Source organism: Streptomyces sp. NBRC 110028, assembly GCF_001417735.1.
GTDB lineage: Bacteria > Actinomycetota > Actinomycetes > Streptomycetales > Streptomycetaceae > Streptomyces.
The window spans coordinates 165,131-188,066 of record NZ_BBUZ01000024.1 but is presented as its reverse complement, the minus strand read 5'-3'; the positions used below and the strand labels follow the sequence as shown (position 1 = coordinate 188,066).

Sequence of the window (22,936 nt, the reverse complement as noted above, 5' to 3'; positions counted from 1 at the left end):
GAAGAGTAGAGGGGCGAACGTGTTCGCACCTCCCGCCAGGGCCCTTCAAACGAGCGCGGAGCGCATCGCTTGACCCTTTGACGGGAGGATGGTGTCATGGCTTCATGCTGTACGGAGTGCCCGAGCTGGACGACGACGATGCGCGCGTTCTCGATGAGATCGACGCGATGCGGGAGCGCCTGCGGCTGCGTCTTCGGGCACCCAGGCGTTGGGAAGGCCAGCTCCGCCGCAATCTGACGGCACGAGCGATCGCCGGATCGAACACCATCGAGGGGTACGCCGCGAGCGTCGCCGACGTCGAGGACATCATCCTCGGAGAGGCCCCGATCGAGGCCAGCGGGGCGGTGGCCGCGGAGATCGACGGCTACCGCCAGGCCATGACGTACATCCAGCGCTTGGCCGACGCCGGTCCCGACTTCACCTACGGCAAGGGGCTGCTCAACAGCCTGCATTTCATGATGCAGGGGCATCACCTGCTCAAGCGGCCCGGGTGGTGGCGCTCCGGCCCCGTGTACGTCACCTCACCCGAAGACCCCACCATCGCCGCGTACACGGCCCCGGACGCGGAAACGGTGCCCGGTCTGGCGGACGAACTGGTGGCCTGGCTGAACGAGGGGGACCTCCAAACCCCGGCGCTGGTACGGGCCGCCATGGCGCACCTGAACCTGGTGGCCATCCACCCCTGGCCGGACGGCAACGGCAGGATGTCCCGCGCCTTGCAGACCCTGGTGCTGGCCCGCGAGGGGCTGGTGGCGCCGGAGTTCTCCAGCATCGAGGAGTGGCTCGGGCGGGCCCGCAACACCTACCGCTACTACGACGTGCTGGCCGAGGTCGGCGGCCCCGTATGGACGCCGGACCGGGACACCCGACCCTGGGTGCGCTTCTGCCTGCGCGCACACCATCAGCAGGCCCAGACGGTGGAACGCCAGGTGGACACCACGCGGACGCTATGGGCGGCCCTGGAGGAAGCGATCGAGAAGCAGGGCTGGGCCGAGCGCCTGCTGTACGCCCTGTATCCGGCCGCGATGGGCAACCGCGTCCGCCGGGCGACGTACCAGGTGGACGCCGAGCTGAGCGAGCAGCAGGCCCAGCGGGACATCCGCGAGCTGGTACGCGCGAGGTGGCTGGTCCCACACGGCGAAGCCCAAGGCCGGTATTACACCGCCGGCGAGGGAATGCCCGAGTCCATCACGCGGGGAGTGCTGCGCCCTCGTCCCTTGCGGGAACCGTACGTGTGACGTGCTCCTCGGTCTGAAGTCCAGGGATTCCTGCCACGGGCGGGTTCGGGACCCGGATGGGATCGCGAAGGTGGACAGTCCCGGGGCCGGTCACCCGCGATGGCTCAGCACATTGACCACCCGGCCGTTGGGGTCACGGACGAAGAACCGGCGCACTCCCCACTTCTCGTCCTGCAAGGGGTGCACGATCTCCGCGCCGCTCTCTCGCACCACCGCATACACCGCATCCACATCGTCCACCTCGACGCTCATGTCGGGCACGACGGGCGCGGTCTCGTCGTGGCTCATGAAGGTGACTTGTGCCGTGGGGTTGGAGGGCGAGGCGAGCGTCATGACCCAGCCAAGGTTCATGACCTCCTCGAATCCCAGGAGGCCGTAGAAATCCCGGCTCTCCTCCATGGTCTCGGACTGGATGTCGGGCATGACCCGGCGGATGGACATGGGCGACTCCTCCTGGCAGGCGCGAGTAATCGTGTCTCTGGTTCTCTCCAGAGGTCCTGGGGCATGGCGCCGTCAACGTCATCAGGCGCGGGCGGGTCAGGTGGCGGCCCGCCGGTCGCGCTTGACCTTCCGGCGCACGTGGCCGATGAGCGTCGCCGCGCCGGCATACGTACCCACCGCAGCCACCACCGACAGCCATACCGGTCCGTGGCGGTGCAGGTTGTTCAGGAGGTACGTGCCGAAGAGCGCGGTACTGATCGCTTCCCGCACATCGTTCCGCTGCCACCAGTGCTGCCGGGGCGCTTCTGCTCGGGCGAGCCGGCGGGCGTAGGCCGCGACCGGGCCGAATTCCTCCTCGGGCTCGCTCCCGGTTTCCGCGAGGTGGCGGCCGGCCTCCCGGGTGAGTTCGGCGGCGCGGGTCCGGGGGAGTGCGTGGCGTCCCCGCAACAGCTGCGGCAGTTTGCGCAGCCACGCCTCGGACGACAGCCGCTCGGGAGCGGGCGCGGCCGTGGCCGACGGGCGGGAGAACAGCGCCCACGCGGGGAGCGCGACGCCCAGCGCGCAGAGGGCGGGGGTCGGCACGGGGGCGATCACGGTGTGGGGCCCTTCCACGAACGCGACAGCGGCGAGGACGATGGCGACGAGGGCGCCGACCGCGCAGGCGGTCGCGCGCACGCGGGACCCGGAGTGCAGGGCGAACCGCGCGCCGTACAAAGCGGCTACGGCGGTGGCGACAGCGGCGCAGCCGATGAGGGCCGCGGCGGTGACATCGGCCATGAGGCCGCTCGTCACCAGCGCGTACGCCCCGGCCATAAAGGCCATCAAGCCCCACTGCGCGGTCACGGCGAAGGCGTAGTCGGTCCTCGTCCACGCGTCGGGGTCCCCACCGGCCCCTGCGTCGGCGGGCAGCCGCTCGGCTGCCACGGACTCGGCGAAGTCGTCCGGGCGCCCGAAAACTTCCTCCGGGCTTTCGCCGCTCTCCGCGCAATGTGCTGCCACTTCCGCCAGCAGGCTGTCGCTCACGTCGTCCCCCACGGACCGCTCGGCGAGGGCGAGCCGGGTCCGGAATTCCCACGTGTCCGCGCTTTCGCTCATCTCAACTCCTGCTGGGTTTGGCTCATCAGCCGGTCCATCGCGGCGGAGAACTCCTGCCAGTGCGCGATCTCGTCACGCAGCCCGGCGCGTCCGGCGTCGGTGAGCCGGTAGACCTTGCGTCCCGGTCCGCCATTGCCCGGCTCCCAGCGCGCTTCGACCAGGCCGTCGGTTTCCATCCGGCCGAGTACGGGGTACAGCGCTCCGCCGCGCACCGTTCCCAGGCCGTGTTCCGCGAGCCGTTGCACCAGCGCGTAGCCGTGCCGGTCGCCTTCGGCCAGCACGGCGGCCACGCTCAACTGCAAGGTTCCGCGCAGCCATCCGGCCGAGGGGTCCGTCGGTGCCATCTGCCCTCCCGTCGGATTACTCGTGATCCACGACTAGTTCGGTTTCAGAGTAGTGGGGCCGGCGCGATTGTCAACGGCCCCTGAGGCGGGCGGGACTCGGCGGTATGGCGGATCGCCGGATCATGATCAAAGCTAGGTGCCGTGGACGGAGTCACGGTCGGTACGGTTCTCGCCCTGATCGGCGTTCTGCTGGGGACGACGGGGACCCTCATAGGGCAGCAGTTGGCGAACCGCGTCGAGGTGCAGCGCGACCAGCGGCAGCGCGCTGACGCGGCGCGGGCGGAGCGCAAGGAGGCCATATCGGGCTATCTGAAGGCGGTGCAACGGGTCGAGCTGATCCTCGACCGCCGAAAGCTCGGCATGCCGACCCTCGACGACCCCGAGGACGAGAAGCTGCACGACTTATGGCTGGCGAAGAAGGCGGTCGAGCTGGTGTGTTCCGCGCGGGCCGCCCAGGCCGCGCACGACTACACCACCGCGCTGCACACGCTCATGCGCAGCGAGCAGGGGCGGTCGCCGGTCAAGCGCGAGCGTCGTGAGGCGTTCATGGAGGCGGCCCGCGAGGAGTTGGAGAGCGGCCGCGCGCGCATCAGGAGGTGAGACCTCCCCGCGGAATCTCTAATGATCTCCCTGATCGTGGGCGTGGACAATGCGATCCGAGGTGGCCGACCTCCCCCCACACGGCCACCCAACAACTTACGGAGGATGCATGACGTCCGCCCGGCCCGCCGCCGAGCCCCTGGCCTATCCGTTCGCGGCCGAGAAGCTGAACCTGGCCCCGCTGTACGAGCGGTTGCGCCGCGAGGAGCCGTTGGCCCGGGTTCAGCTCCCGTACGGCGAACCGGCGTGGCTGGCCACCCGCTACGAGGACGCCCGGCTCGTCCTGGGTGACCCGCGCTTCAGCCGGGCGGCGGCCGTCGGGCGCGACGCGCCGCGCGTACGGCCGTACGCTCCCGGCCCCGGCACGATCAGTACGTTCGACCCGCCGGAGCACAGCCGGTTGCGCCGCCTGGTGACCAAGGCGTTCACCGTGCGCCAGATCGACCGCATGCGGTCACGTGTCCAGCAGATCGCCGACGAACTGGTCGACGCGATACGGGCCGAGGGCGCCCCCGCCGACCTCGTCGAGGACTTCGCCCTGCCCCTGCCGATCACGGTCATCTGTGAGCTGCTGGGCGTGCCGTTCGAGGACCGGGGCGACTTCCGGCTGTGGTCCGAGGCGTTCCTCTCCACGACGAAGTACACGCTGGAGGAGATCAAGGGCTACCGGGCCCTGCTCCGGGACTACATGGCCGGTCTCGTCGCCGAACGGCGCACCGCGCCGCAGGACGATCTGCTCAGCTCCCTCGTCGCGGCGCGCGACAACGACGACCGGCTGTCCGAGGACGAACTGCTCTCGCTGGCGGAGTCGATCCTCATCGCGGGCCACGAGACCACCGCCACACAGATCGCGAACTTCCTCTACGTCCTGCTCACCCGGCCCGAACACCTCGCCGCCCTCCGCGCCGACCTCGACCAGGTGCCGCAGGCGGTCGAGGAACTGCTGCGCTTCACCCCGCTCGGCTCCGGCAGCCTCCAGCCCCGGTACGCGGTCGAGGACGTCGAGGTGGGCGGGGTGACCGTACGGGCCGGTGAGCCGGTGGTCGTCGCCATCAACTCGGCCAACCGCGACGAGAGCGTCTACACCGGCCCCGACCAGCTCGATCTGCGCCGCCACGAGGCGACCCACATCGGCTTCGGCCACGGACCGCACCACTGCCTGGGCGCTCCGCTGGCCCGGATGGAGCTGCGGATCGCCCTGCGGACGCTGCTGGAACGGCTGCCGGGGCTGCGGCTCGCCGACGCCGAGCAGGACGTGGAGTGGAAGGTGGGCGTGTCCACGCGCGGCGTGCGGAGGCTGCCGGTCACCTGGGAGGTGCGGTGAGGGCCTGACCGTCAGTCCTTGAGGGCCCGCGCCACGCCGTCGACGGTCGCCAGGAAGGCCGACCAGGCGTCGGCGGGTATGTGGAGGTTCGGGCCCTCGGGGATCTTTGAGTCCCGGACGTGGACGGTGGCGGGGGTGCGGGCCACCTCGACGCACTGGCCGCCGGTGTTGTCGCTGTAGCTCGACTTGTGCCAGTCGAGGGCGACCTCGACGCAATCGCCGCCGCTGGAGTCGCTGTAGCTGCTCTTGAACCACACGAGTCTGCTCATAGCTCACCCATCAACTGTTCGATGAAGCTTACGGATTCGTCCGGCCCGAGGGCCTGAGACCTGATCATGGCATAGCGGCGTGTCAGGACACCTACCTCGTCCGGCTTGGACAACAGCATGCTCTTCCCGTTGCTTTCCATGTAGACCATGGGTGTCTCGTCCGGCGTTTCGATCAGCTTCATGGGCCCTTGCAAACCCGCGTGTCCGCCTCGGCTCATCGGCATGACCTGGATGACGATGTTTGGCCGTGCGGCACACTCGATGAGATGCGCGTACTGCGCACGCATGAGCTCTGGCCCGCCGATCTCCCGCCGCAGCGCTGCCTCCTCAAGGATGACGCTGACCACGGCACCTGGCCTTCGGTCAAGAAGTGCCTTGCGATCCATTCGAGCGTCGGTCAGATCGGCGATCTCTTGCTCCTCAAGCGGTGGAAAGGCGTGCGCTAGAACTTCGCGGGCGTACTCCTTGGTTTGCAACAGGCCGTCGATCAACTGCGTGCAGTACGACGACACGCTGAGCGCCTCCTGCTCCAGTTGTACGAAGCCCTGGAAATGCTCCGGGTACCGCTCCAGTCGCAGAAACCCGATGGCCGCCCTCAACAACCCGCCCGCGTCCAGCGCCTTCTCGGCCGCATCGATGAACTCGTCCGTCGGCGGCTTCGCACACGTCTCCACCGCGCTCACGGCCGAGCCCGTGTAGTTCATCAGCTTGCCCAGTTCCTCCTGCGTCAGCCCCGCGTGCTCGCGCAGAATCCGCAGCACAGCGGCGAAGTACTGCACGGTCGGTGGCGCGGACTCCTTCTTCTTGGGGTGTGCCATCCCAACCACCTCCTCAACGCGGCTCAACGCCAATCAACGTCCGTTCGACCAGAGTTGTCAGCCGCCGCGGTCGACGTTCTGTTACTGGTGAAGCTAGCGACCTGCACCGACAGTGGGGGCATGAACGCACAAAGTCACGACGTAAATCCTCGCCATGGCTGGAAGCAGAGGTTTACGCCCGTACCGCCATCCGTCCACCGCGCCCGCCACGCGGCCGAGGCCGCACTGCGCGGGTGGGGCGTGGCGTCCGGTTCCGCCCACGTCGTGCTGCTCGTGCTCTCGGAGCTGGCGACGAACGCGGTACGGCATGGCCGCGTACCCGGCCGGTACTACGAGGTGCGTATCGCATACGACGCAGAGAAGTTGGTCGGTGTCGAGGTGTCCGACCCCGGCGACGGCCCGCCGGTGATCGGCGACGCGGCGCCGGACGCCGAGCGCGGGCGCGGGCTGGCGATCGTGGAGGCGTTCGCCGAGGCGTGGGGCGTGCGGGAGCGCGTCGTCGGGAAGACCGTCTGGGCCCGCGTCCGTCTCTAGGGGCCCATGCGCCCGTTATCCGTGGCTCGTGCCGGTCTCCAGCGGTGATTCCTATGCTGCTGCCCAGGAAACCGGCTTGACGAAGGAGAGAGCGCCGATGTCGCGGAACAGCTCCGCCCATGACACGGGCGGAAACGGCGACAAGCTGCCCGGCCGGCCGTACCCCGGACCCCATCAGCCGCCGACGCCCGACGGCGGGCCCGGCGTGCCGAATCCGCCGAAGAGCGCATGACAGGGGAATCCCGCCCCGCGCGGCGGGCGTTGGGGCGGTCCCTGCTGGAGGGTCGGGCCATGGCGGCGGACTGGGCGCCCACCTTCGACGCCGTGGACCGGGCCGCGTTCCTGCCCGACCTCATGTGGCCGTTCGACACCCGCACCCACACGGCCACCGCCGTCCACCGGGCCGAGGACCCCGACGCCTGGTACGCCGCCGCCGACCGCGACGCTCCGATCGTCACGCAGTGGGACGACGGGGCGCACACCGGCACCGAACCCGGGCGGGTGTCCACGAGCAGTTCCTCCATGCCGTCCGTCGTCTACGCGTTGCTCCAGGACCTCGCCGTCGAGGACGGCATGACGGTGCTGGACATCGGCACCGGCACGGGGGAGACGGCCGCGGCCCTGGCGCACCGCTGCGGCAGCGGCAACGGCGGCGGGGTCACCACCGTCGAGGTGGACCCCGCCGTATCGCGGCAGGCGGGCGCACGGCTCCGCGCCGCCGGGTGGGACGCGACCGTCGTCGTGGGGGACGGGGCCCAGGGGTGCGCGGACCAGGCACCGTACGACCGCGTCCTGGCCACCGTCGGGGTCCGGGAGATCCCCGGGGCGTGGCTCCAGCAGACCCGCCCGGGCGGGCTCATCGTCGCGCCCTGGGGCACGCACTTCACCCACGCCGACGCCGTCGCCCGGCTCACGGTGCACCGGGGGACGGCGACCGGCCGCTTCACCCGGCCCGTGGAGTTCATGAAGGCGCGCGCCCAGCGGCTGGCGCTTCCCGGCCACGGCGCGTACGCCCCGACCGATGGCGCCGACGCCTCCACCACCGACGTGACCGAGGCGGAGTTCGTCACCGGGCAGTACGGCGCCCTCCCCTTCGTGCTGGGCCTTCGCGTACCCCGGTGCGTCCAGGTCGTGGCGGGCAAGGAGGACGGGGCGCGGCCGGTGTGGTTCTACGGGCTGGGCGACCGCTCCTGGGCGTGCGTGGTGTTCCGCGACGGCGCGGACACGGCGCGCGTCTGGCAGGCGGGGGAGCGTCGGCTGTGGGACGAGGTGGAGGGCGCGTATCGGTGGTGGACGGGGCAGGGCGCTCCGGGCCACGGTCGCTTCGGGCTCACCGTGACGCCCGAGGGGCATCGGGTGTGGCTGGACGATCCGGCGGCCATCGTGGCGTAAGCGGCGGCAGCACAGGGCGAGGTCGGCGCACCGAGACGTGAGACGTGTCAGCGGGAGGTCCGGGCAGGCAGCAACTGCACGCAGTCCCGGCGCAGTGGAGTCAGCATCGCTTCGGCGAGGTCTTCGAGCTGCTCGGCCTGCTGGGTGTCCAGGTGCCCGAAGACGTGCCGGCGCACTTCCTCGGCGTATCCCGGCTCGGTGCGGCTCACCACCCGCGCGCCCGTCTCGGTCAGCCGTGCCAATGTCCGGCGGGCGTCATCAGGGTCGCTGCTGCGGGTGATCCACTGCCGCTTCTCCAGCCTGGACACGATGCGCGACAGGTGTGAGGGAGTGACGCTGGCCGTGGCGGCCAGTCGGCTCATATGGACCTCGCGGTCCTCACTCACCGACAGCCAGCGCAGGACTTGGTACTCCGCGTGGCTGATCCCGGCTGCGCGTTCAAGGTAGGCGTCCAGCTCGGCTGGTAGCCACATCATCACCCCGACCAGCAGGGACCAGGTGCGGTCCTGCTGGGGCGAGAGGTGCTGGGGGTCTGCCATGGCGTCATCCTACCGTTCCTTGCCGCGGAAACTATTTACACGTACGGTTACTTTCCGCGGCAAGAAATGCCCGCGTCCACCGATTCCCGGAGACCTCCATGCAGGCTGCGCGCTATCACCGTTACGGCGACCCCGACGTCTTGGTCGTCGAGGACGCCCCCGAACCCCACGCCGGGGCGCACTCGGTACGCGTCAAGGTCCGGGCCACGAGCGTGAACCCCATCGACTTCCTGCTGCGCGCCGGCCACCTGCAGGACATCCTCCCCCCCGAGTTGCCCGCGGTGCCCGGTCGTGACGCGGTCGGAGTCGTGGACGAAGTGGGACCGGGTGTCGAGGGCACACGCGTGGGTGACCTCGTCTTCGGTCTGGGCGGAGTCAGCGACACCACCGCTCAGTTCGCAGTGCTGAGCGCGTGGAGCGCCGTCCCCTCCAACTGGTCGACCGAGCAGGCCGCCGCGGCCGGACTCGCCTCGGCCACCGCGGTGGGCGCCATCACCGCCCTCGGTGACCTCGACGGGCGGACCCTGCTGGTCGAGGGAGCCTCCGGCGCGGTGGGCGGCGCCGTCGCCGCCTTCGCCCTGGCCGCAGGGGCGACGGTGATCGGCACCGCCCGTCAGGCCAACCACGCCCACCTCGCCGACCTGGGGGTCCGGGCGACCACGTACGGCCCAGGGCTGGGCGAACGGGTCGCGGCTCTGGCTCCGGCCGGCATCGACGCGGCCGTTCACGCCGCACCGTCAGCCTCGCTGCCGGATCTCCTGGACCTCGTCGGCAACCCCAGCCGCGTCGTCACGGTCATCGACACCGTGGGAGCGGCACGGCTGGGAGTGCGCAAGATCGATGCCCGCAACGACTCCACCCTCCTGCGGCAGGCCGCCGACCTCGGCCGCCGGGGGCTGTACTCCCCCCGCGTCGAGCACGTTCTGCCGCTGACCTCCATCGCCGAAGCCCACACGCTCGCCCAGAGCGGCAGCGGCAAGGTCGTCATCACCCTGTCGTGAGCGCGGCGGCGAACCGGCCCCGCGATGTCGTGCGTACCAACGGCTCAGGCCGTCCCACCGCTGCTGAAGGAACACCGTGATCATCATCGCCGGCCGAGTCCACGTCGATCCACGTGACGCCACGGAATTCATCACCGACGCCAAGGCCACCTACCCGCGCCGCGGCGATCCCGGCACAACGCACAGCCCGCCGCTGGCTCAGTGGCCGGAGGGCGGCTCGAAGCAGCCGGTCTCCACGTAGGGCCCGTTCGTACTGACCTGGTAGTTGGTCTTCTGCACGAACGCCGTGACGCATGCGTCAGGGTGGACGCGCAGGCCGACCCGGGCGCCCTCGGGTGTGACGTAGTGGTCGGTCTCGAAGCGCGGTTCCATCCCCCGCACGGTGAGCGTCCCGCCGAGCCGCTCTCCCTTTGGTCCGGTCCGCTCCTCCTCGTAGCCGAGCTTGAGCATCGCCGCGCGCACGCTCTTGGGGTCCCACTTCTTCCGTCCCCACAGCCGCTTGAGGACGGGCTCGATGCGGGCGGCTTCCTTCCGCGCGTCCTTGGCGTCGGCGGGGGACATCTCGCCGGGGAGGCGGTATGCGTTGTTCTCGCGGTAGTGCGGGGCGCCGTCGTGGGCTCCGGGTTCCACGTAGGGGGAGGCGGCGGGGGAGCCGGGGCTGGAACTCGGGGGAGCGCTGGGCGCGTCGGCCGTCGTGACGCGCTGCTCGCCGCAGGCGGTCAGGGCCAGGGCGGCGCCCAGGAGGAGAGCGGTCGCGGCGACGCGTCCGCGCCGCCCCGGTAACGAGGTCATGCGCAGGACTCTACGGCGCGGTAGCCGAACTGGAGCGCCGTGCGGAAGGAACCGCGGGCGGGAGCGCTGTCCCCGGGCATGCCGGCGGGGCGGGCGGTGGGTGCCGTGCCCTCGTCGTCCGGGCCCGGGGGAATGAACAGCTCCCAGGTGGCGGTCACGTCCAGCAGCCGCTCGACGGCCGGGCCGCTGCCCCGGATGACGACGGTCTTGCCCTGGCCGAGGGCCCGTTGGCGCAGGTCGAGAAGGATGTTGAGGCCGGAGCAGTCGCAGAAGGTCAACGCGGTCAGGTCCAGATCGACGCCGCTCGCCGACCGGCGCAGGGCTTCGTGCAGGTCGCCCCGGAGCAGCTGGCCGGTTAAGTCGAGTTCCCCCCGCAGACTCACGCGCATCCGGTCGCCGTCCGGCGCGATGTCGGTTGCCGCCGGGCAGGGCGGGAGCACCGCCGGCCCGCCGTCACTCTCCGCGTGCCCGACGCACTTCGCGACGACAGGCTGTGCCGGTTCCGGCATGGCGGTGGCCCTCCCCTTTTCCGATCACCAACCTCGGTTCTCAGACTCACCTACCCGCCCCACACACGTCAACCGATACATGAAATGTGTTACGTGTTTTTGGTTGCGTGCGTGATCGGTCGCTAGAGTTGGGCCATGGACGAAGTGCCCGAGCCGCACACCGGATGGACGTTCCTGACCAACCATGCGCGGGTGCTGGCAGCCATCGCGGACAATCACAACGCCCGCATCCGTGACATCGCGGTGCACTGCCGACTCACCGAACGCGCCGTTCAGAAGATCATTGCTGACCTGGAGCGGGACGGTTATCTCTCTCACACCCGGGAGGGGCGCACCAACACGTACCAGATCGACCCGGGCAAGGTACTGCGCCACCCGGCCGAAGCCGGACTGACGGTGGCGTCGCTGCTCTCCTGGCTCGTCCAGGACGAGGCCGAACGCACGACGCTCCCCGACGGCCACGCCCGGTCCCACACCTCCGCCTGACCGAGGCCGCGTTCGGCCGCGGCCGTCACCATGTCGTAAGCGGAACGGCTCGCTCCCCGTAACCTCCTGCCCACCGGGGCGCATCCGCGCTGTGCAACGCTGGGACCCGGCCCGCGCGCCCAGCGCGGGCCGCGATCCGAAGTGAGGCCACGGCGTGCAGAAGCCCCGATGGAAGACCGTGGGGGGAGCCCTGCTCCGGGTGGCGGCCGTGTGGGCGGTGTCGACGCTCACCATGCTGGCGCTCGCGGGCATCCTGCCCGATTTCCACTTGCAGGCCGCTGACGGCGACAGCGCGACGAGGGTCGCGGTCACCGCCGCCAGCGGCGCGGGCGCGTTCGGTGTGCTGAGCGCGCTGGTGTGGCCGCTGCTGGTGCGGGCGTTGCTGCTGATGCCCGCGTTGGTGCTGGGGCTGTTGGTGTTCGTGCTGAACGGCTCGCTGCTGCTCCTCGCGATCGGGCTGATCCCGGACGGGCGGGGCACGGTGGAGCCGGAGACGGCGGTCGTGGTGGCGGCGGTGATGTCGGCCGCGTCCTCGGCGACCAGCACGTTCCTGACCGTACGGGACGACGGGGCGTACCGGCACAGGCTGGCGCGGCTCGCGGACCGAAGACGGCGGCGCAGCGGGGAGGACGGGGGCCGGGCGCGGCCGCCGGGCACGGTGTTCCTCCAACTGGACGGGGTGGGGCACGCCGTGCTGCGGGACGCGCTGCGGCCACGGGACAACAAGCCGCCCGTGATGGAGACCGTGTCGACGTGGGTGGGCGGCACCCACACCGTCACGCCGTGGCGCACCGACTGGTCCAGCCAGACCGGCGCCAGCCAGCTGGGCATCCTGCACGGTTCGAACGAGGACGTGCCCGCCTTCCGCTGGTACGAGAAGAAGAGCGGCGAGGTGATGGTGAGCAACCGGCCGTCGAGCGCGGCCGTGTTGCAGCGCCGGGCCGCCGCCCGCGCCGGGCACGAGGGGCTGCTGACGGTGGACGGGGCGAGCCGGGGCAACCTGTTCACCGGGGGTGCCGACGAGCTGGCGCTGGTGCTGTCGGTCGCGGCGCGGCGCAGCAAGCGCAACCGCTCCCGCAGCGGCTACTTCACGTACTTCTCCGACCCGGCCAACGCCACCAGGACCGCTGCCTCGTTCGTGGCCGAGGTGTGCCGGGAGATCTGCCAGTCCACCCGCGCCAAGCTGCGCAGGGAGACGCCCCGGGTGGGGCGCGGCGGGCTCTACCCCCTCATCCGGGCGTTCGCCACGGTGGTGGAGCGGGACGTGGTGGTGGCGGCGGTCATCGGGGACATCCTGTCGGGCCGTACCGCGATCTACGCCGACCTGGTGGCGTACGACGAGGTGGCGCACCACTCCGGGCCGCGCAGCCGCGACGCCCAGCAGGTGCTGGCCCGTCTGGACCGGTCGATCGCGCTGATCGCCAAGGTCGCGGAGCGGGCGCCCCGCGACTACCGCATCGTGCTGCTGTCCGACCACGGCCAGAGCCCGGGGCCGACGTTCGCGGGGGCGTACGGGCTGACGCTGAAGGACCTGGTGCGCGCCGGGTGCGGGCTGCCGGTGCCGAAGGCGGCCGGGCGTACGGCGAGCGGGGCGGAGGCGCGCGTGGCGGCGCGGGCGGCGCTGCGCCGGCCCGAGAAGGACGAACCGGAGGGAGGGGAGGGGCAGTCCCGGCCGGTGGTGCTGGCCTCCGGGAACCTGGGGCTGATCTCGTTCCCGGACGTCCCCGGCCGGATGAGCCGCGAGGCCATCGACCGGCGCCATCCCGCCCTGCTGCACACCCTCGCAGGCCACGCCGGGATCGGCTTCCTGCTCGTGCGCTCCGAAACGGAGGGCGCGGTGGTGCTGGGCGCCGGCGGTGCCGAGCACCACCTCGACACCGGCCGGGTGATCAAGGAGAGTCCGCTCGCGGTCTTCGGGCCGGGCGCCGCCGATGCCGTACGGCGGACCGCGCACTTCCGGAACACCCCCGACATCATGGTCAACTCGGCCTACGACGCGGCGACCGGCCAGGTGCACGCGTTCGAGGAGCAGATCGGCTCGCACGGCGGCCTCGGCGGCGAGCAGGGTCATCCCTTTCTGCTGTGGCCGGTCCGGCTTTCCGCGCCCGTCGCGGCGGGGGAGGAGCTGGTGGGTGCGGAGCGGGTGCATACGGTGCTGCGGCGCTGGCTGCGGGAGGCGGACGGACCGGAGGTTCCTCAGGGTCTGGGTGCGGGGGAGGAACGGGGGCCGGAGGAGGCGCCGGAGGTGCGGGTTCCGGGGGACGGGGTCTTGTCTGACGGGTCGCAGGGTCTCGCGCAGGAATCCCGGGTTCCGGGCCCCGCCGCCGTACCTTTTCCGGTCACTCGCCCTGTTCTGCCGGACAAAGCCCGGTGATTTGGTGCACCGTACATCGTCCCTGACGATATTCACATGCTCGACCAGCACCACACGCGCCGCTTCGGCCTGCCCACGGCGACCACCCTCGTCATGGGGAACATCATCGGCGGCGGCATCTTCCTGCTCCCCGCCTCCGTCGCCCCGTACGGCACGCTCAGCCTGCTGGCCTTCGTCGTCCTGACGGTCGGCGCCATCGCTCTCGCGCTCGTCTTCGGGCGGCTCGCGCGGCGCGACCCGAGTACGGGCGGGCCGTACGTCCACGCCCGCGCCGCCTTCGGCGACTTCGCGGGCTTCCTGTCGGCGTGGTCGTACTGGACGATGACCTGGGTCAGCAACGCGGCGCTCGCGGTGGCGGCGGTCGGCTATGTGCATGTGCTGGCCCCCGGCCACGCGTCCAAGGGCACGGACCTGGCCATCGCGCTGCTCGCGCTGTGGCTGCCCGCGCTGGCGAACCTCGCGGGGACGCGCTGGGTCGGTGCCGTCCAGTTCGTCTCGACCGTGCTGAAGTTCGTGCCCCTGCTCTTCGTGGCGGTCGTCGGCCTCTTCTTCTTCGACCCGCACAACATCGGCCCCTTCAACGCCGGCGGCGGCAGCGCGGTCGGCGGGGTGTCGGCGGCGGCCGCGATCCTGCTCTACAGCTACCTCGGCGTGGAGTCGGCGTCGATGAGCGCGGGCGAGATGGAGAACCCGGAGCGGAACGTGGGGCGCGCGAGCGTGCTCGGCACGGTCGGCGCCGCCGTGGTCTATCTGCTCGGCACGGTGTCGGTGTTCGGCACCGTCGCCCACAAGGACCTGGTGAACTCCACCGCGCCCTTCTCCGACGCGGTCGACGCGATGTTCGGCGGCACGTGGGGCGGCACGCTGATCGCGCTGGCCGCCGTGGTGTCCATCGTCGGCGCGCTCAACGGCTGGATCCTGATGAGCGCCCAGGCGCCGTACGCGGCCGCGCGGGACGGGCTCTTCCCGGCCGTGTTCACGGTCAAGCGGCGCGGGGTGCCGACGGTCGGGGTGTTCGTCGGGGTGATCCTGGCGTCGGTCCTCACCGTGGTCAACTACACCTCGGGGTCGAACGGGGTCTTCGCGACGCTGGTGCTGATCACCACCTTCTCGGCGACGGTCCCGTATCTGCTGGCGGCCGGGGCGCAGCTGTACTTCCTGCTGGCGGGGCGCCGCGAGAAGGTGCGGACCGGGCGCTTCGTCTGGGACCTGGTGCTGGCGCTGGCGGGCTTCGGCTTCTCCTTCTGGCTGGTCTCGGGGGCCGGATACGCGGCGGTGTACCAGGGCGTGCTGTTCCTGTTCGCCGGGGTGCTGGTGTACGTGGTGATCGCGGCCCGCCGCCAGAGCCAGGGGGCGGGCGGCGCGGTGACCGAGAACGGCGCGGTGGCGGAGGCGGGTACTCCGTAACGGCGTGTGCGAATATCTTTTCGTAAGCGCCATATGCTGTTTCTTGCCTCTTCGCTATTCCGCCGGGATATGCGACCGCGAGCGGTTTCCTATGCGGCGAATGAGGGAGAGGGGGTGGACGTTCTGTGCTTTCCTTCGCCTTTCCTCTTTTCTCGTGCGGTGCGATTGAGCGAAAATTTCTCTTCATGAGTGCCGAGTTGACCTCCGGGTGCCCCTTCCGCCTCGACCCGACCGCCCGCGACATCCACGCCGAGGCGGACCGGTTGCGGGACCGGGGTCCGGCCACCCCGGTGGAGCTGCCCGGCGGGGTGGTGGCCTGGGCGGTGACCGACCCGGCTCTGGTGAAGCGGCTCCTCACCGACATCCGGATCTCCAAGGACGCCCACCGGCACTGGCCGGACGACTACATCGACGAGCGTATTCCGCCCAAGTGGCCGCTGCGCCTGTGGGTGGACGTCCGTAACGCGCTGACCGCATACGGCCCGGAACACGTCCGGCTCCGCCGGCTGATCGGCACCGCGTTCACACCCGGCCGCATCCGGGCCCTCGCCCCGAGGATCGAGGAGATCACCCGGTCCCTGCTCGACGGGCTGGACGCCACCGAGGACGCCTCCCCCGGCACGGTGGTGGACCTGCGGTCACGCTTCGCCTGGATGCTGCCGCTGATGGTCGTCAACACCCTCCTCGGCGTCCCCGACGAGCTGCACAACGCCTTCCGCGCCGGGGTCGCCGGGATCTTCGCGACCGGCCAGTCGGAGGCGGAGGCGGAGGCCAACACCCGTGAGCTGTACCGGCTGTTGACGGGGCTGCTGGCCACCAAGCGGCAGGCTCCCGGCGACGATGTGACCAGCGCGCTCATCGGCGCACACGACGACGAGACCGACTCCCGGCTCAGCGAGCAGGAGCTGCTGGACAGTGTGCTGCTGCTGATCGGCGCGGGACACGAGACCACGGTCAACCTGCTCGACCACGCCATCGTCAACCTCCTCACCCACCCGGACCAGCTCGCCCTGCTGCGCTCGGGGAAGGCGTCGTGGGACGACGTGGTGGAGGAGACCCTGCGCCACCAGGCGCCGATCGCCTCCATCGTCATGCGGTTCCCGATCGAGGACGTCCACGACGCGGCGACCGGGCTGACCTTCCGTCAGGGCGACCCCATCGTCATCAACTACGCCGCTGTGGGACGCGATCCGGGGACCCACGGCGCGGGCGGCGGAGACTTCGACCTCACCCGGGCGACCCGCCGCGAGCACCTGTCGTTCGGCTACGGTCCGCACTTCTGCCTGGGCGCGGAGCTGGCCCGGCTGGAGGGGCGCATCGGGCTGAGCGCCCTCTTCGCGCGCTTTCCCGGCCTGGCCCTCGCGGTGCCACCCGCCGAGCTTCGCCCATTGGAGTCCTTCATCTCCAATGGGCATCGGCACCTGCCCGTCCTGCTGCGCGACTAGATCTTCTTCGGGACCGTCCACCTCGCATACCTCGCATAGGGCGAGTTGGCCATAAAACGGTCCGTCACGTTTTGGTTGCGTACGCCACGCGGCGACTGCTACGGTCGCTTCATTCTGGAACTGATGTTAACTCGCACTGTGAATGCTGCGGTTCGTCAACGATCCTGGTAAGACCCAGCGCGAACCTTATCGACATCTGCCATGAAGAACTCCCGATGAACCGGTCGACGTGTGGGCGTCGGCGCGCCGGGTAGGGGCAGAGGGCTCGCGTTCCATGAGACGGACGGGGTAAGCGGAAGTCCACGGGGGTGGCCTTGAGCTGGTCATTACTTCACCTTCGCGTCGATCGGCCGGGCCGGTCGGCCAGTGCCCGGCCCTCCATGGGCAATACGCCTCCTGATGTCTTCGTCCATCGCTGTCTTCCATGAAGCACCGGATTGTCACAGGGGGATAGGCACATGAATGGTCAGCTGCTGGCTGACACTGCCGAAATCATGACGCACCGGTCCACCGAAATGGTGTCCCTGGGCGACTTAACGCACTTTGATTCGCCGCGGCTCTCGGGCGCGGACAGCGAACATGTGCGCCTCCTCGCCGAGTCGGACACCGAACTGCCGCCCATTCTGGTCAATCGCAGGACCATGCACGTCATCGACGGGATGCATCGGGTACGGGCCGCGGACCTGCGCGGCCAGGCAAAAATCGAGGCGATCTTCTGCGAATGTGACGACGAAGAGGCGTTTGTCCTCGCGGTCAAGGCAAATATCTCGCACGGACTTCCCCTGCCACGGGCCGACAGGAATGCCGCTGCCAAACGTATCATCAACTCCCACCCGGAATGGTCCGACCGGGCCATTGCCTCGGTCACCGGGCTCTCCCACAAGACGGTCGGCGCGATCCGCCGCCGTGCGAGTGGGGAAATTCCCCAGTCGAGCACCCGGCTCGGGCGCGACGGCCGGGAGCGCCCGGTGGACGCCGCCGAAGGCCGTATCCAGGCAGGCCGGATACTCGCCGAGCGCCCCGGCGTCTCGTTGCGCGAGGTCGCCCGGGAGGCCGGGGTCTGCGCCGCCACCGTGCGGGACGTCCGCGACCGGCTGCGGCGCGGTGAGGCCCCCGTGGGGCCCGTACGCCGCGAGCCCGAGGCGGCCGCCACCGCGACCCCGCTGCGTCCCAAGGCGGTGGCCCGGATCGACGGCTCCGACCGCGCGGCCGACCGTGCCCCGGACCTCCCCGCACTGATCCACAATCTGCGCAAGGACCCGTCGCTGCGGCTCTCCGAGTCCGGCCGCACGTTGCTGCGGCTGCTGGACGCCTGCACGGTGGGCCCGCAAGAGTGGACCCGGATCAGCGACAACGTGCCGCCGCACCGCGTGGAGCTGATCGCCACGGCCGCACGGGAATGCAGCCGGGCGTGGCAGGACTTCGCGACGGAGCTGGAGCAGCGCTCCGGCCGGCAGGCATCCGGCTGAGGGTTTCCGGCCCGTCTCCTTCTTCTCCTCCGTTTCTTCTCCGCCGTTTCCTCTCCTTCGTCGGCCCACTTTCATCGGGTCGATGCCCGATCGCATCGTGAGTCAGCTTCTCGGCGCCTAGGGAAGGCAGGCATGACGATCCATCACCCCAGGGGCTTCCCCGACACGGACGCCCGGGATCTCCTCCGCTCACTGGTGGCGCCCGACCCGCCCCCGTTCGCCCTGCTGCGCAGAGCGGGCGCGGGCGGGCACGAGGTGGAGGTGCTGACCGGGACGGTGGCCGAGGTGGGGGCGCTCGCCGAACTGCCGTCGCCCGGCCCCGGGGACGGGGACGCCGGCCCCGGGGGAGGCGGACCGGCCGAGGTGCTGGCGGTCATTCCCTTCCGCCAGGTCACCGAGCGCGGCTACGCGTGCAACGACGACGGCGAACCGATCCTGGCGCTCGCCACCCGGCGCCGCGCCGCGCTGCCGGTCAAGGAGGCGCTGGATCTGCTGCCCGACGCCGAAGTCGACCTGTGCGACAGCGGGTTCGACATCGGGGACGAGGACTACGAGAAGGTAGTGGAGAAGATCCTCGACCAGGAGATCCGGGCCGGTGAGGGCTCCAACTTCGTCATCAGGCGCTCCTTCCGGGCCACCCTGTCCGACTACCGGCCCGAGGTCGCCATGACCGTCTTCCGGCGGCTGCTGACCATGGAGTCCGGCGCCTACTGGACCTTCGTGGTGCACACCGGCGACCGCACCTTCGTCGGCGCCTCCCCGGAGCTGCACGTCCAGGTCGAGGGGGGCACCGCGCGGATGAACCCGATCAGCGGCACCTACCGCTATCCGACCTCCGGCGCGGACCTGGACGGGGTGCTGGAGTTCCTGGGCGACCAGAAGGAGACCGACGAACTCTTCATGGTCGTGGACGAGGAGCTGAAGATGCTCGCCCGGGTATGCGACCGCGGCGCCCGGGCCCGCGGCCCCTATCTGCGCGAGATGGCCAAGCTCGCGCACACCGAATACCTGCTGGAGGGCGCCACGTCGCGGGACGTGCGCGAGGTGCTGCGCGAGACGATGTTCGCGCCGACCATCACCGGCAGCCCGCTGGAGAACGCCTGCCGGGTGATCGCCCGGCACGAGGAGAGCGGCCGCGGCTACTACGGCGGCGCCCTGGCCCTCCTCGGCCGGGACCCCACCGGCCGGGCCACCCTGGACTCGGCGATCCTGATCCGCACCGCCGACATCAGCCGCGCGGGCGCCCTGCGCATCGACGTCGGCGCCACCCTGGTCCGGGACTCCCGGCCCGCCGCCGAGGTCGCCGAGACCTGGGCCAAGGTGGACGCGCTGCTGGCCGCCACCGGACTGGAGCGGAGGGCGGGGCCCACCACGCCGGTCCGGCCCTCGGGCGGCGGCGCGCCACTCGCCCACGACCCCGAGGTGATCAGCGCGCTCGAGCGGCGCAACGCCGGGCTGTCGGCCTTCTGGCTGGGCAAGGAGGACGCCGCGCCCGCCGCGCCCGCACGGACCGCCGGGCCACAGGCCGGGCGGGTGCTCATCGTGGACGCCGAGGACATGTTCACCGGCATGCTCGGCCACCAGACCCGCTCGCTGGGGCTGGACGCCACCATCCGCTCCTGGGACGCGGTCCGCCCCGGCGACATCGACGGCTACGACTGCGTCGTGCTCGGCCCCGGACCCGGCGACCCCCGGGCCGCCACCGACCCCAAGGTGCGCGGCATCGCCGGCCTGATCGGCCGGCTCTTCGCCCGAGGAGTCCCGTTCATCGGCGAATGCCTCAGCCACCAGGTGCTGTGCGCACTCCTGGGGCTCGAACTCTTCGCCCGGGAGCGGCCCAACCAGGGCACCCAGCGCCGCATCGACTTCTTCGGACGCTCCGAACCGGTCGGCTTCTACAACTCCTACGCCGCCCGCCATCCCGCCGGCCGGCTCCACTCGCCCCTCGCGCGCGGCACCGTCGAGCTGTGCCGCGACCCGGCCACCGGCGAGGTGCACGCGGTACGCGGCGAGCGCTTCGCCGCCACCCAGTTCCACCTGGAGTCGGTGCTCACCGAACACGGCACCGACCTCCTCGCCGACCTGCTCGGCTGGGCGCTGCGGCGGCGGCCCGCCGAGCTGATCGAATGCGACGCCGAGCGGTGATCGGCGACGGCACCCGGGCCGCGCCCGGACCCACCGGGCCCGAGGGGACGGTGGCCGCCCAGCAGCCGCGGTGGCGGACCCATCCCGACTACGCGGCGAGCCGGGCCGCGCTGGCCGCCGCGCCCGCGCTGGTGACCGCCGCCGAGCTGACCCGGCTGCGCCGGGCGCTGGCGGTGGTGGCCGGTGGCGGCGCGCGGATGGTGCAGCTCGGCGACTGCGCGGAGAGCTTCGAGGAGACCGGCGCCGATCACGTCCGCGCCAAGACGGCCGTACTGCACGCCCTGGCGGACGAACTCGTCGACGACGGACCGGTGTTACGGGTCGGCCGGATCGGCGGCCAGTTCGCCAAGCCGCGCAGCCGGCCCTTCGAGGACGTCGACGGGGTGCCGCTGCCCGCCTTCCGCGGCCACATGGTCAACGGCGAGGCCCCGTCCGCCCGGGCGCGGGCCCACGACCCGCGGCGGATGGTGCGGGCGTACGAGGCGAGCGCCGAGGTGTTATGGGTCCTGGCCCGCGAGCGGGACCGCCGGAACCCCGGCGACGCGTGGTGCGACGGGCCGTGGGCCAGCCACGACGCGCTGGTCATCGACTACGAGGCCCCGCTGGTCCGCGCCGACGCCGGGCAGCGGATCCTCGGCTCCACCCATCTGCCCTGGCTCGGCGACCGCACCAGGGCGCCCGGCTCGGCCCATGTGCGGCTGCTGTCCCAGGTGGCCAACCCGGTCGCGCTCAAGCTCGGCCCCACCGCCGACCCCGCCGAACTGGCCGAGGTGTGCGCCCTGCTGGACCCCGACCGGGCCCCCGGCAGACTCACCCTGATCGCGCGCATGGGCGCGGAGCGGGTCACCGACCTGCTGCCGTCCCTGGTGGCCGCCGTACGGGCCGGGGGCCACCGGGCGGTCTGGCTGTCCGACCCGATGCACGGCAACACCGTCCGGGCGGGCGGGCACAAGACGCGCCATCTGAGCGCCATCGTGGACGAGGCGATCCGCTGCAGACGCGTCCTGGAACGGGCGGGGGAGCACCCCGGCGGACTCCATCTCGAAGTCGCCGCATCGGATGTCACCGAATGCCTCGGCGGAAAGGTCGACCGCGTCGAGCGACTTGGTGAGCGCTATACGACGCTGTGCGATCCGCGGCTGAATCCCGACCAGGCCGCCGAATTGATGCGCACCTGGATTCGAGCATAGGAATCCGTAGACTCGGAAATACCTCCAGGAGGTGAGGATTTGACCGAGCACAAGGAAACCGACGGCATCGCCTGCCGGGTCGCACTGGTCACCGGTGCGGCCGGCGGAATCGGATCCGCCATCGCACGGGCGCTCGCGGGCCAGGGAACTCTGGTGGCCGCCGTGGACAAGGACGCCGGCGGGCTGACCGCTCTGGTGGAGAAGATGGTGGCGGACGGACTGGCCGCCGTCGCCTTTCCCGCCGATGTCACCGACAGCGAGCGCATCAATGAGATCGTCGACCGGATCGAAACCGAACTCGGCGCCGTGGACCTTTTGGTGAACGCGGCCGGAGTGATGCGGGCCGGGTCCGCCCTGGAAATGTCGGACATCGATTGGCGGGCCATCTTCTCGATCAATCTGGACGGCGTCTTCCACTGTTCCCGGGCCGTCGCCTCGCGCATGAAGGAACGCGGCGAGGGCGCCATCGTGACCGTCGCCTCCAACGCGGGCCGGATACCCCGGGTGCATATGGCCGCTTACGGTGCCTCGAAGGCCGCCGCGTCCCTCTACACCAAGTCCCTCGGACTCGAACTGGCGGAATACGGAATCCGCTGCAATGTGGTGTCGCCCGGTTCGACCGACACCGACATGCTGCGTTCGCTGTGGTCCACCGATGCCGACCGGCAGACCACCCTCGACGGCTCGATGGCCACGTACAAGACCGGAATCCCGCTGCGCCGGATCGCCGAACCCGGCGACATCGCGGACGCCGTGCTCTTCCTCGCCTCCGACCGGGCCCGGCACATCACCATGCAGGACCTGTGCGTCGACGGCGGCGCCGTTTTGGGGGTGTGAGGCGTGGGAATCCCCGCCATCGCGCCCTATCCGATGCCGACCGCGGCCGATCTGCCGAAGAACCAGGTCGACTGGCGGCCCGACCCCGAGCGCGCCGTCCTGTTCCTCCACGACATGCAGCGGTACTTCCTGGCGCCCTACGACCCGGAAAGCGCCCTGTACGGCGAGCTGCTGGCCAACACACGCGCCCTGCGCTCCCGGGCCGCCGCGCTCGGCATGCCGGTGGTGTACTCGGCCCAGCCCGGCGACATGGACCGCCGCGAGCGCGGTCTGCTGCACGACTTCTGGGGGCCCGGGATGTCCGCGCACGAGCGGGACACCGGAATCGTCGAACCGCTGCGCCCGGCCGACGGGGACACCGTTCTGACGAAATGGCGGTACAGCGCTTTCGTCCGCTCCGATCTCCGTGACCTGTTTCAGGAGTCCGGCCGCGACCAATTGATCGTGTGCGGGGTTTACGCCCATGTCGGCTGTCTGATGACCGCGGTCGACGCCTTCAGCTCCGATATCCAGCCGTTCCTGGTCGCGGACGCCCTCGCCGATTTCACCGCCGACCACCACCGGTCCGCGCTGGACTATGCCGCGCGCTGCTGCGCGGCGATCCACACCACCGAGCAGATGCTGGATTTCCTGGCCGCCCGATGAGCCGCCCGATGAGCCGCGCGCCAGAGCCGTGCGCCAGAGCCG

Annotated in this window: 24 protein-coding genes; 16 read left to right on the top strand and 8 right to left on the bottom strand. The window is 70.9% G+C overall.

The features are described from left to right. The first annotated feature begins 104 nt into the window (after positions 1-104). Positions 105-1,238 (top strand): Fic family protein, encoded by a 1,134-nt coding sequence (locus ASC60_RS10120; RefSeq protein WP_055549129.1) that lies wholly within the window; start codon positions 105-107, stop codon positions 1,236-1,238. A 90-nt stretch (positions 1,239-1,328) separates the two neighbouring features. Here the strand turns inward: ASC60_RS10120 and ASC60_RS10115 are convergent, their stop codons facing one another. From ASC60_RS10115 to ASC60_RS10105, 3 genes are all read right to left on the bottom strand, one after another. Continuing rightward, entirely contained in the window at positions 1,329-1,679 is a 351-nt protein-coding gene (locus tag ASC60_RS10115) for a VOC family protein (RefSeq protein WP_055549127.1), read from the bottom strand. A 96-nt stretch (positions 1,680-1,775) separates the two neighbouring features. After that, a complete protein-coding gene (locus ASC60_RS10110) occupies positions 1,776-2,774 on the bottom strand; it encodes a hypothetical protein (protein ID WP_055549125.1) in 999 nt (332 codons plus the stop codon). After that, the gene (locus ASC60_RS10105; protein ID WP_055549124.1) at positions 2,771-3,118 is read right to left on the bottom strand and encodes a PadR family transcriptional regulator; all 348 of its coding nucleotides are present in this window, start codon (positions 3,116-3,118) and stop codon (positions 2,771-2,773) included. The genes ASC60_RS10110 and ASC60_RS10105 overlap by 4 nt, the downstream gene beginning before the upstream one ends. 141 nt (positions 3,119-3,259) lie before the next feature. Here ASC60_RS10105 and ASC60_RS10100 point away from each other — a divergent pair, with 141 nt between their 5' ends. Together ASC60_RS10100 and ASC60_RS10095 are read left to right on the top strand one after the other, a co-directional pair. Beyond that, entirely contained in the window at positions 3,260-3,718 is a 459-nt protein-coding gene (locus tag ASC60_RS10100) for a hypothetical protein (protein WP_055549121.1), read from the top strand. A gap of 109 nt (positions 3,719-3,827) precedes the next feature. Continuing rightward, positions 3,828-5,042, top strand: coding sequence for a cytochrome P450 (locus ASC60_RS10095; protein WP_055549120.1), 1,215 nt, complete (start codon positions 3,828-3,830; stop codon positions 5,040-5,042). Positions 5,043-5,053: 11 nt separating this feature from the next. Here ASC60_RS10095 and ASC60_RS10090 read toward each other — a convergent pair whose 3' ends face one another. Both ASC60_RS10090 and ASC60_RS10085 read right to left on the bottom strand, forming a co-directional pair. After that, on the bottom strand, positions 5,054-5,311 hold the full coding sequence (locus tag ASC60_RS10090; RefSeq protein WP_055549118.1) for a DUF397 domain-containing protein: 258 nt from the start codon (positions 5,309-5,311) through the stop codon (positions 5,054-5,056). After that, positions 5,308-6,129, bottom strand: coding sequence for a helix-turn-helix transcriptional regulator (locus ASC60_RS10085; RefSeq protein WP_055549115.1), 822 nt, complete (start codon positions 6,127-6,129; stop codon positions 5,308-5,310). Before ASC60_RS10085 ends, ASC60_RS10090 begins: the two co-directional genes overlap by 4 nt. 120 nt (positions 6,130-6,249) lie before the next feature. Between ASC60_RS10085 and ASC60_RS10080 the strand changes: the two genes are divergently transcribed. After that, positions 6,250-6,663 (top strand): ATP-binding protein, encoded by a 414-nt coding sequence (locus tag ASC60_RS10080; protein ID WP_063787104.1) that lies wholly within the window; start codon positions 6,250-6,252, stop codon positions 6,661-6,663. A gap of 291 nt (positions 6,664-6,954) precedes the next feature. Next, entirely contained in the window at positions 6,955-8,055 is a 1,101-nt protein-coding gene (locus tag ASC60_RS10075) for a methyltransferase domain-containing protein (protein ID WP_370592903.1), read from the top strand. Positions 8,056-8,102: 47 nt separating this feature from the next. On the opposite strand, the gene ASC60_RS10070 is transcribed toward ASC60_RS10075, so the two are convergent. After that, entirely contained in the window at positions 8,103-8,594 is a 492-nt protein-coding gene (locus tag ASC60_RS10070; RefSeq protein WP_055549111.1) for a MarR family winged helix-turn-helix transcriptional regulator, read from the bottom strand. A gap of 98 nt (positions 8,595-8,692) precedes the next feature. Here ASC60_RS10070 and ASC60_RS10065 point away from each other — a divergent pair, with 98 nt between their 5' ends. Together ASC60_RS10065 and ASC60_RS41580 are read left to right on the top strand one after the other, a co-directional pair. Beyond that, on the top strand, positions 8,693-9,595 hold the full coding sequence (locus ASC60_RS10065; RefSeq protein WP_055549109.1) for an alcohol dehydrogenase catalytic domain-containing protein: 903 nt from the start codon (positions 8,693-8,695) through the stop codon (positions 9,593-9,595). Positions 9,596-9,671: 76 nt separating this feature from the next. Beyond that, a complete protein-coding gene (locus ASC60_RS41580) occupies positions 9,672-9,836 on the top strand; it encodes a hypothetical protein (RefSeq protein WP_159043232.1) in 165 nt (54 codons plus the stop codon). Here the strand turns inward: ASC60_RS41580 and ASC60_RS10060 are convergent. Both ASC60_RS10060 and ASC60_RS10055 read right to left on the bottom strand, forming a co-directional pair. Next, complete coding sequence (locus tag ASC60_RS10060; RefSeq protein ID WP_055549107.1) at positions 9,794-10,387, bottom strand: hypothetical protein; 594 nt, start codon at positions 10,385-10,387, stop codon at positions 9,794-9,796. The genes ASC60_RS41580 and ASC60_RS10060 overlap by 43 nt on opposite strands. Further along, positions 10,384-10,896: an STAS domain-containing protein gene (locus ASC60_RS10055; RefSeq protein ID WP_079038300.1), complete on the bottom strand. Its 513-nt coding sequence runs from the start codon at positions 10,894-10,896 to the stop codon at positions 10,384-10,386. Before ASC60_RS10055 ends, ASC60_RS10060 begins: the two co-directional genes overlap by 4 nt. A 135-nt stretch (positions 10,897-11,031) precedes the next feature. Here ASC60_RS10055 and ASC60_RS10050 point away from each other — a divergent pair, with 135 nt between their 5' ends. The 9 genes from ASC60_RS10050 to ASC60_RS10010 all read left to right on the top strand — a co-directional run bounded on the left by ASC60_RS10050 (position 11,032) and on the right by ASC60_RS10010 (position 22,894). Beyond that, positions 11,032-11,382, top strand: coding sequence for a helix-turn-helix domain-containing protein (locus tag ASC60_RS10050; protein WP_055549104.1), 351 nt, complete (start codon positions 11,032-11,034; stop codon positions 11,380-11,382). A gap of 154 nt (positions 11,383-11,536) precedes the next feature. Continuing rightward, positions 11,537-13,756, top strand: a complete 2,220-nt coding sequence (locus tag ASC60_RS10045) for a phage holin family protein (protein ID WP_063787103.1) — start codon at positions 11,537-11,539, stop codon at positions 13,754-13,756. Positions 13,757-13,792: 36 nt separating this feature from the next. Continuing rightward, positions 13,793-15,163: an amino acid permease gene (locus ASC60_RS10040; protein ID WP_055549101.1), complete on the top strand. Its 1,371-nt coding sequence runs from the start codon at positions 13,793-13,795 to the stop codon at positions 15,161-15,163. A 185-nt stretch (positions 15,164-15,348) separates the two neighbouring features. After that, complete coding sequence (locus tag ASC60_RS10035) at positions 15,349-16,608, top strand: cytochrome P450 (RefSeq protein ID WP_055549098.1); 1,260 nt, start codon at positions 15,349-15,351, stop codon at positions 16,606-16,608. A 494-nt stretch (positions 16,609-17,102) separates the two neighbouring features. After that, positions 17,103-18,077, top strand: coding sequence for a ParB N-terminal domain-containing protein (locus ASC60_RS10030; RefSeq protein WP_234356879.1), 975 nt, complete (start codon positions 17,103-17,105; stop codon positions 18,075-18,077). A gap of 132 nt (positions 18,078-18,209) precedes the next feature. After that, positions 18,210-20,222 (top strand): anthranilate synthase family protein, encoded by a 2,013-nt coding sequence (locus ASC60_RS10025; protein WP_055549095.1) that lies wholly within the window; start codon positions 18,210-18,212, stop codon positions 20,220-20,222. Further along, positions 20,204-21,412, top strand: coding sequence for a 3-deoxy-7-phosphoheptulonate synthase (locus tag ASC60_RS10020; protein WP_055549093.1), 1,209 nt, complete (start codon positions 20,204-20,206; stop codon positions 21,410-21,412). The genes ASC60_RS10025 and ASC60_RS10020 overlap by 19 nt, the downstream gene beginning before the upstream one ends. Positions 21,413-21,451: 39 nt before the next feature. Then, positions 21,452-22,249, top strand: a complete 798-nt coding sequence (locus ASC60_RS10015; RefSeq protein WP_055549091.1) for a 2,3-dihydro-2,3-dihydroxybenzoate dehydrogenase — start codon at positions 21,452-21,454, stop codon at positions 22,247-22,249. Positions 22,250-22,252: 3 nt separating this feature from the next. Beyond that, positions 22,253-22,894: an isochorismatase family protein gene (locus tag ASC60_RS10010; protein ID WP_055549089.1), complete on the top strand. Its 642-nt coding sequence runs from the start codon at positions 22,253-22,255 to the stop codon at positions 22,892-22,894. Positions 22,895-22,936: the final 42 nt, after the last annotated feature.

What these genes read in the sequence shown, in the direction of transcription:
- ASC60_RS10075 (WP_370592903.1), top strand. Translation starts at nt 6,955, where the DNA reads ATGGCGGCGGACTGGGCGCCCACCTTCGACGCCGTGGACCGGGCCGCG.
- ASC60_RS10060 (WP_055549107.1), bottom strand. Translation starts at nt 10,387, where the DNA reads ATGACCTCGTTACCGGGGCGGCGCGGACGCGTCGCCGCGACCGCTCTC.
- ASC60_RS10035 (WP_055549098.1), top strand. Translation starts at nt 15,349, where the DNA reads ATGAGTGCCGAGTTGACCTCCGGGTGCCCCTTCCGCCTCGACCCGACC.
- ASC60_RS10025 (WP_055549095.1), top strand. Translation starts at nt 18,210, where the DNA reads ATGACGATCCATCACCCCAGGGGCTTCCCCGACACGGACGCCCGGGAT.
- ASC60_RS10085 (WP_055549115.1), bottom strand. Translation starts at nt 6,129, where the DNA reads ATGGCACACCCCAAGAAGAAGGAGTCCGCGCCACCGACCGTGCAGTAC.
- ASC60_RS10105 (WP_055549124.1), bottom strand. Translation starts at nt 3,118, where the DNA reads ATGGCACCGACGGACCCCTCGGCCGGATGGCTGCGCGGAACCTTGCAG.
- ASC60_RS10040 (WP_055549101.1), top strand. Translation starts at nt 13,793, where the DNA reads ATGCTCGACCAGCACCACACGCGCCGCTTCGGCCTGCCCACGGCGACC.
- ASC60_RS10120 (WP_055549129.1), top strand. Translation starts at nt 105, where the DNA reads ATGCTGTACGGAGTGCCCGAGCTGGACGACGACGATGCGCGCGTTCTC.
- ASC60_RS10110 (WP_055549125.1), bottom strand. Translation starts at nt 2,774, where the DNA reads ATGAGCGAAAGCGCGGACACGTGGGAATTCCGGACCCGGCTCGCCCTC.
- ASC60_RS10020 (WP_055549093.1), top strand. Translation starts at nt 20,204, where the DNA reads ATGCGACGCCGAGCGGTGATCGGCGACGGCACCCGGGCCGCGCCCGGA.
- ASC60_RS10095 (WP_055549120.1), top strand. Translation starts at nt 3,828, where the DNA reads ATGACGTCCGCCCGGCCCGCCGCCGAGCCCCTGGCCTATCCGTTCGCG.
- ASC60_RS10030 (WP_234356879.1), top strand. Translation starts at nt 17,103, where the DNA reads ATGACGCACCGGTCCACCGAAATGGTGTCCCTGGGCGACTTAACGCAC.
- ASC60_RS10065 (WP_055549109.1), top strand. Translation starts at nt 8,693, where the DNA reads ATGCAGGCTGCGCGCTATCACCGTTACGGCGACCCCGACGTCTTGGTC.
- ASC60_RS10090 (WP_055549118.1), bottom strand. Translation starts at nt 5,311, where the DNA reads ATGAGCAGACTCGTGTGGTTCAAGAGCAGCTACAGCGACTCCAGCGGC.
- ASC60_RS10050 (WP_055549104.1), top strand. Translation starts at nt 11,032, where the DNA reads ATGGACGAAGTGCCCGAGCCGCACACCGGATGGACGTTCCTGACCAAC.
- ASC60_RS10055 (WP_079038300.1), bottom strand. Translation starts at nt 10,896, where the DNA reads ATGCCGGAACCGGCACAGCCTGTCGTCGCGAAGTGCGTCGGGCACGCG.
- ASC60_RS10115 (WP_055549127.1), bottom strand. Translation starts at nt 1,679, where the DNA reads ATGTCCATCCGCCGGGTCATGCCCGACATCCAGTCCGAGACCATGGAG.
- ASC60_RS10070 (WP_055549111.1), bottom strand. Translation starts at nt 8,594, where the DNA reads ATGGCAGACCCCCAGCACCTCTCGCCCCAGCAGGACCGCACCTGGTCC.
- ASC60_RS10080 (WP_063787104.1), top strand. Translation starts at nt 6,250, where the DNA reads ATGAACGCACAAAGTCACGACGTAAATCCTCGCCATGGCTGGAAGCAG.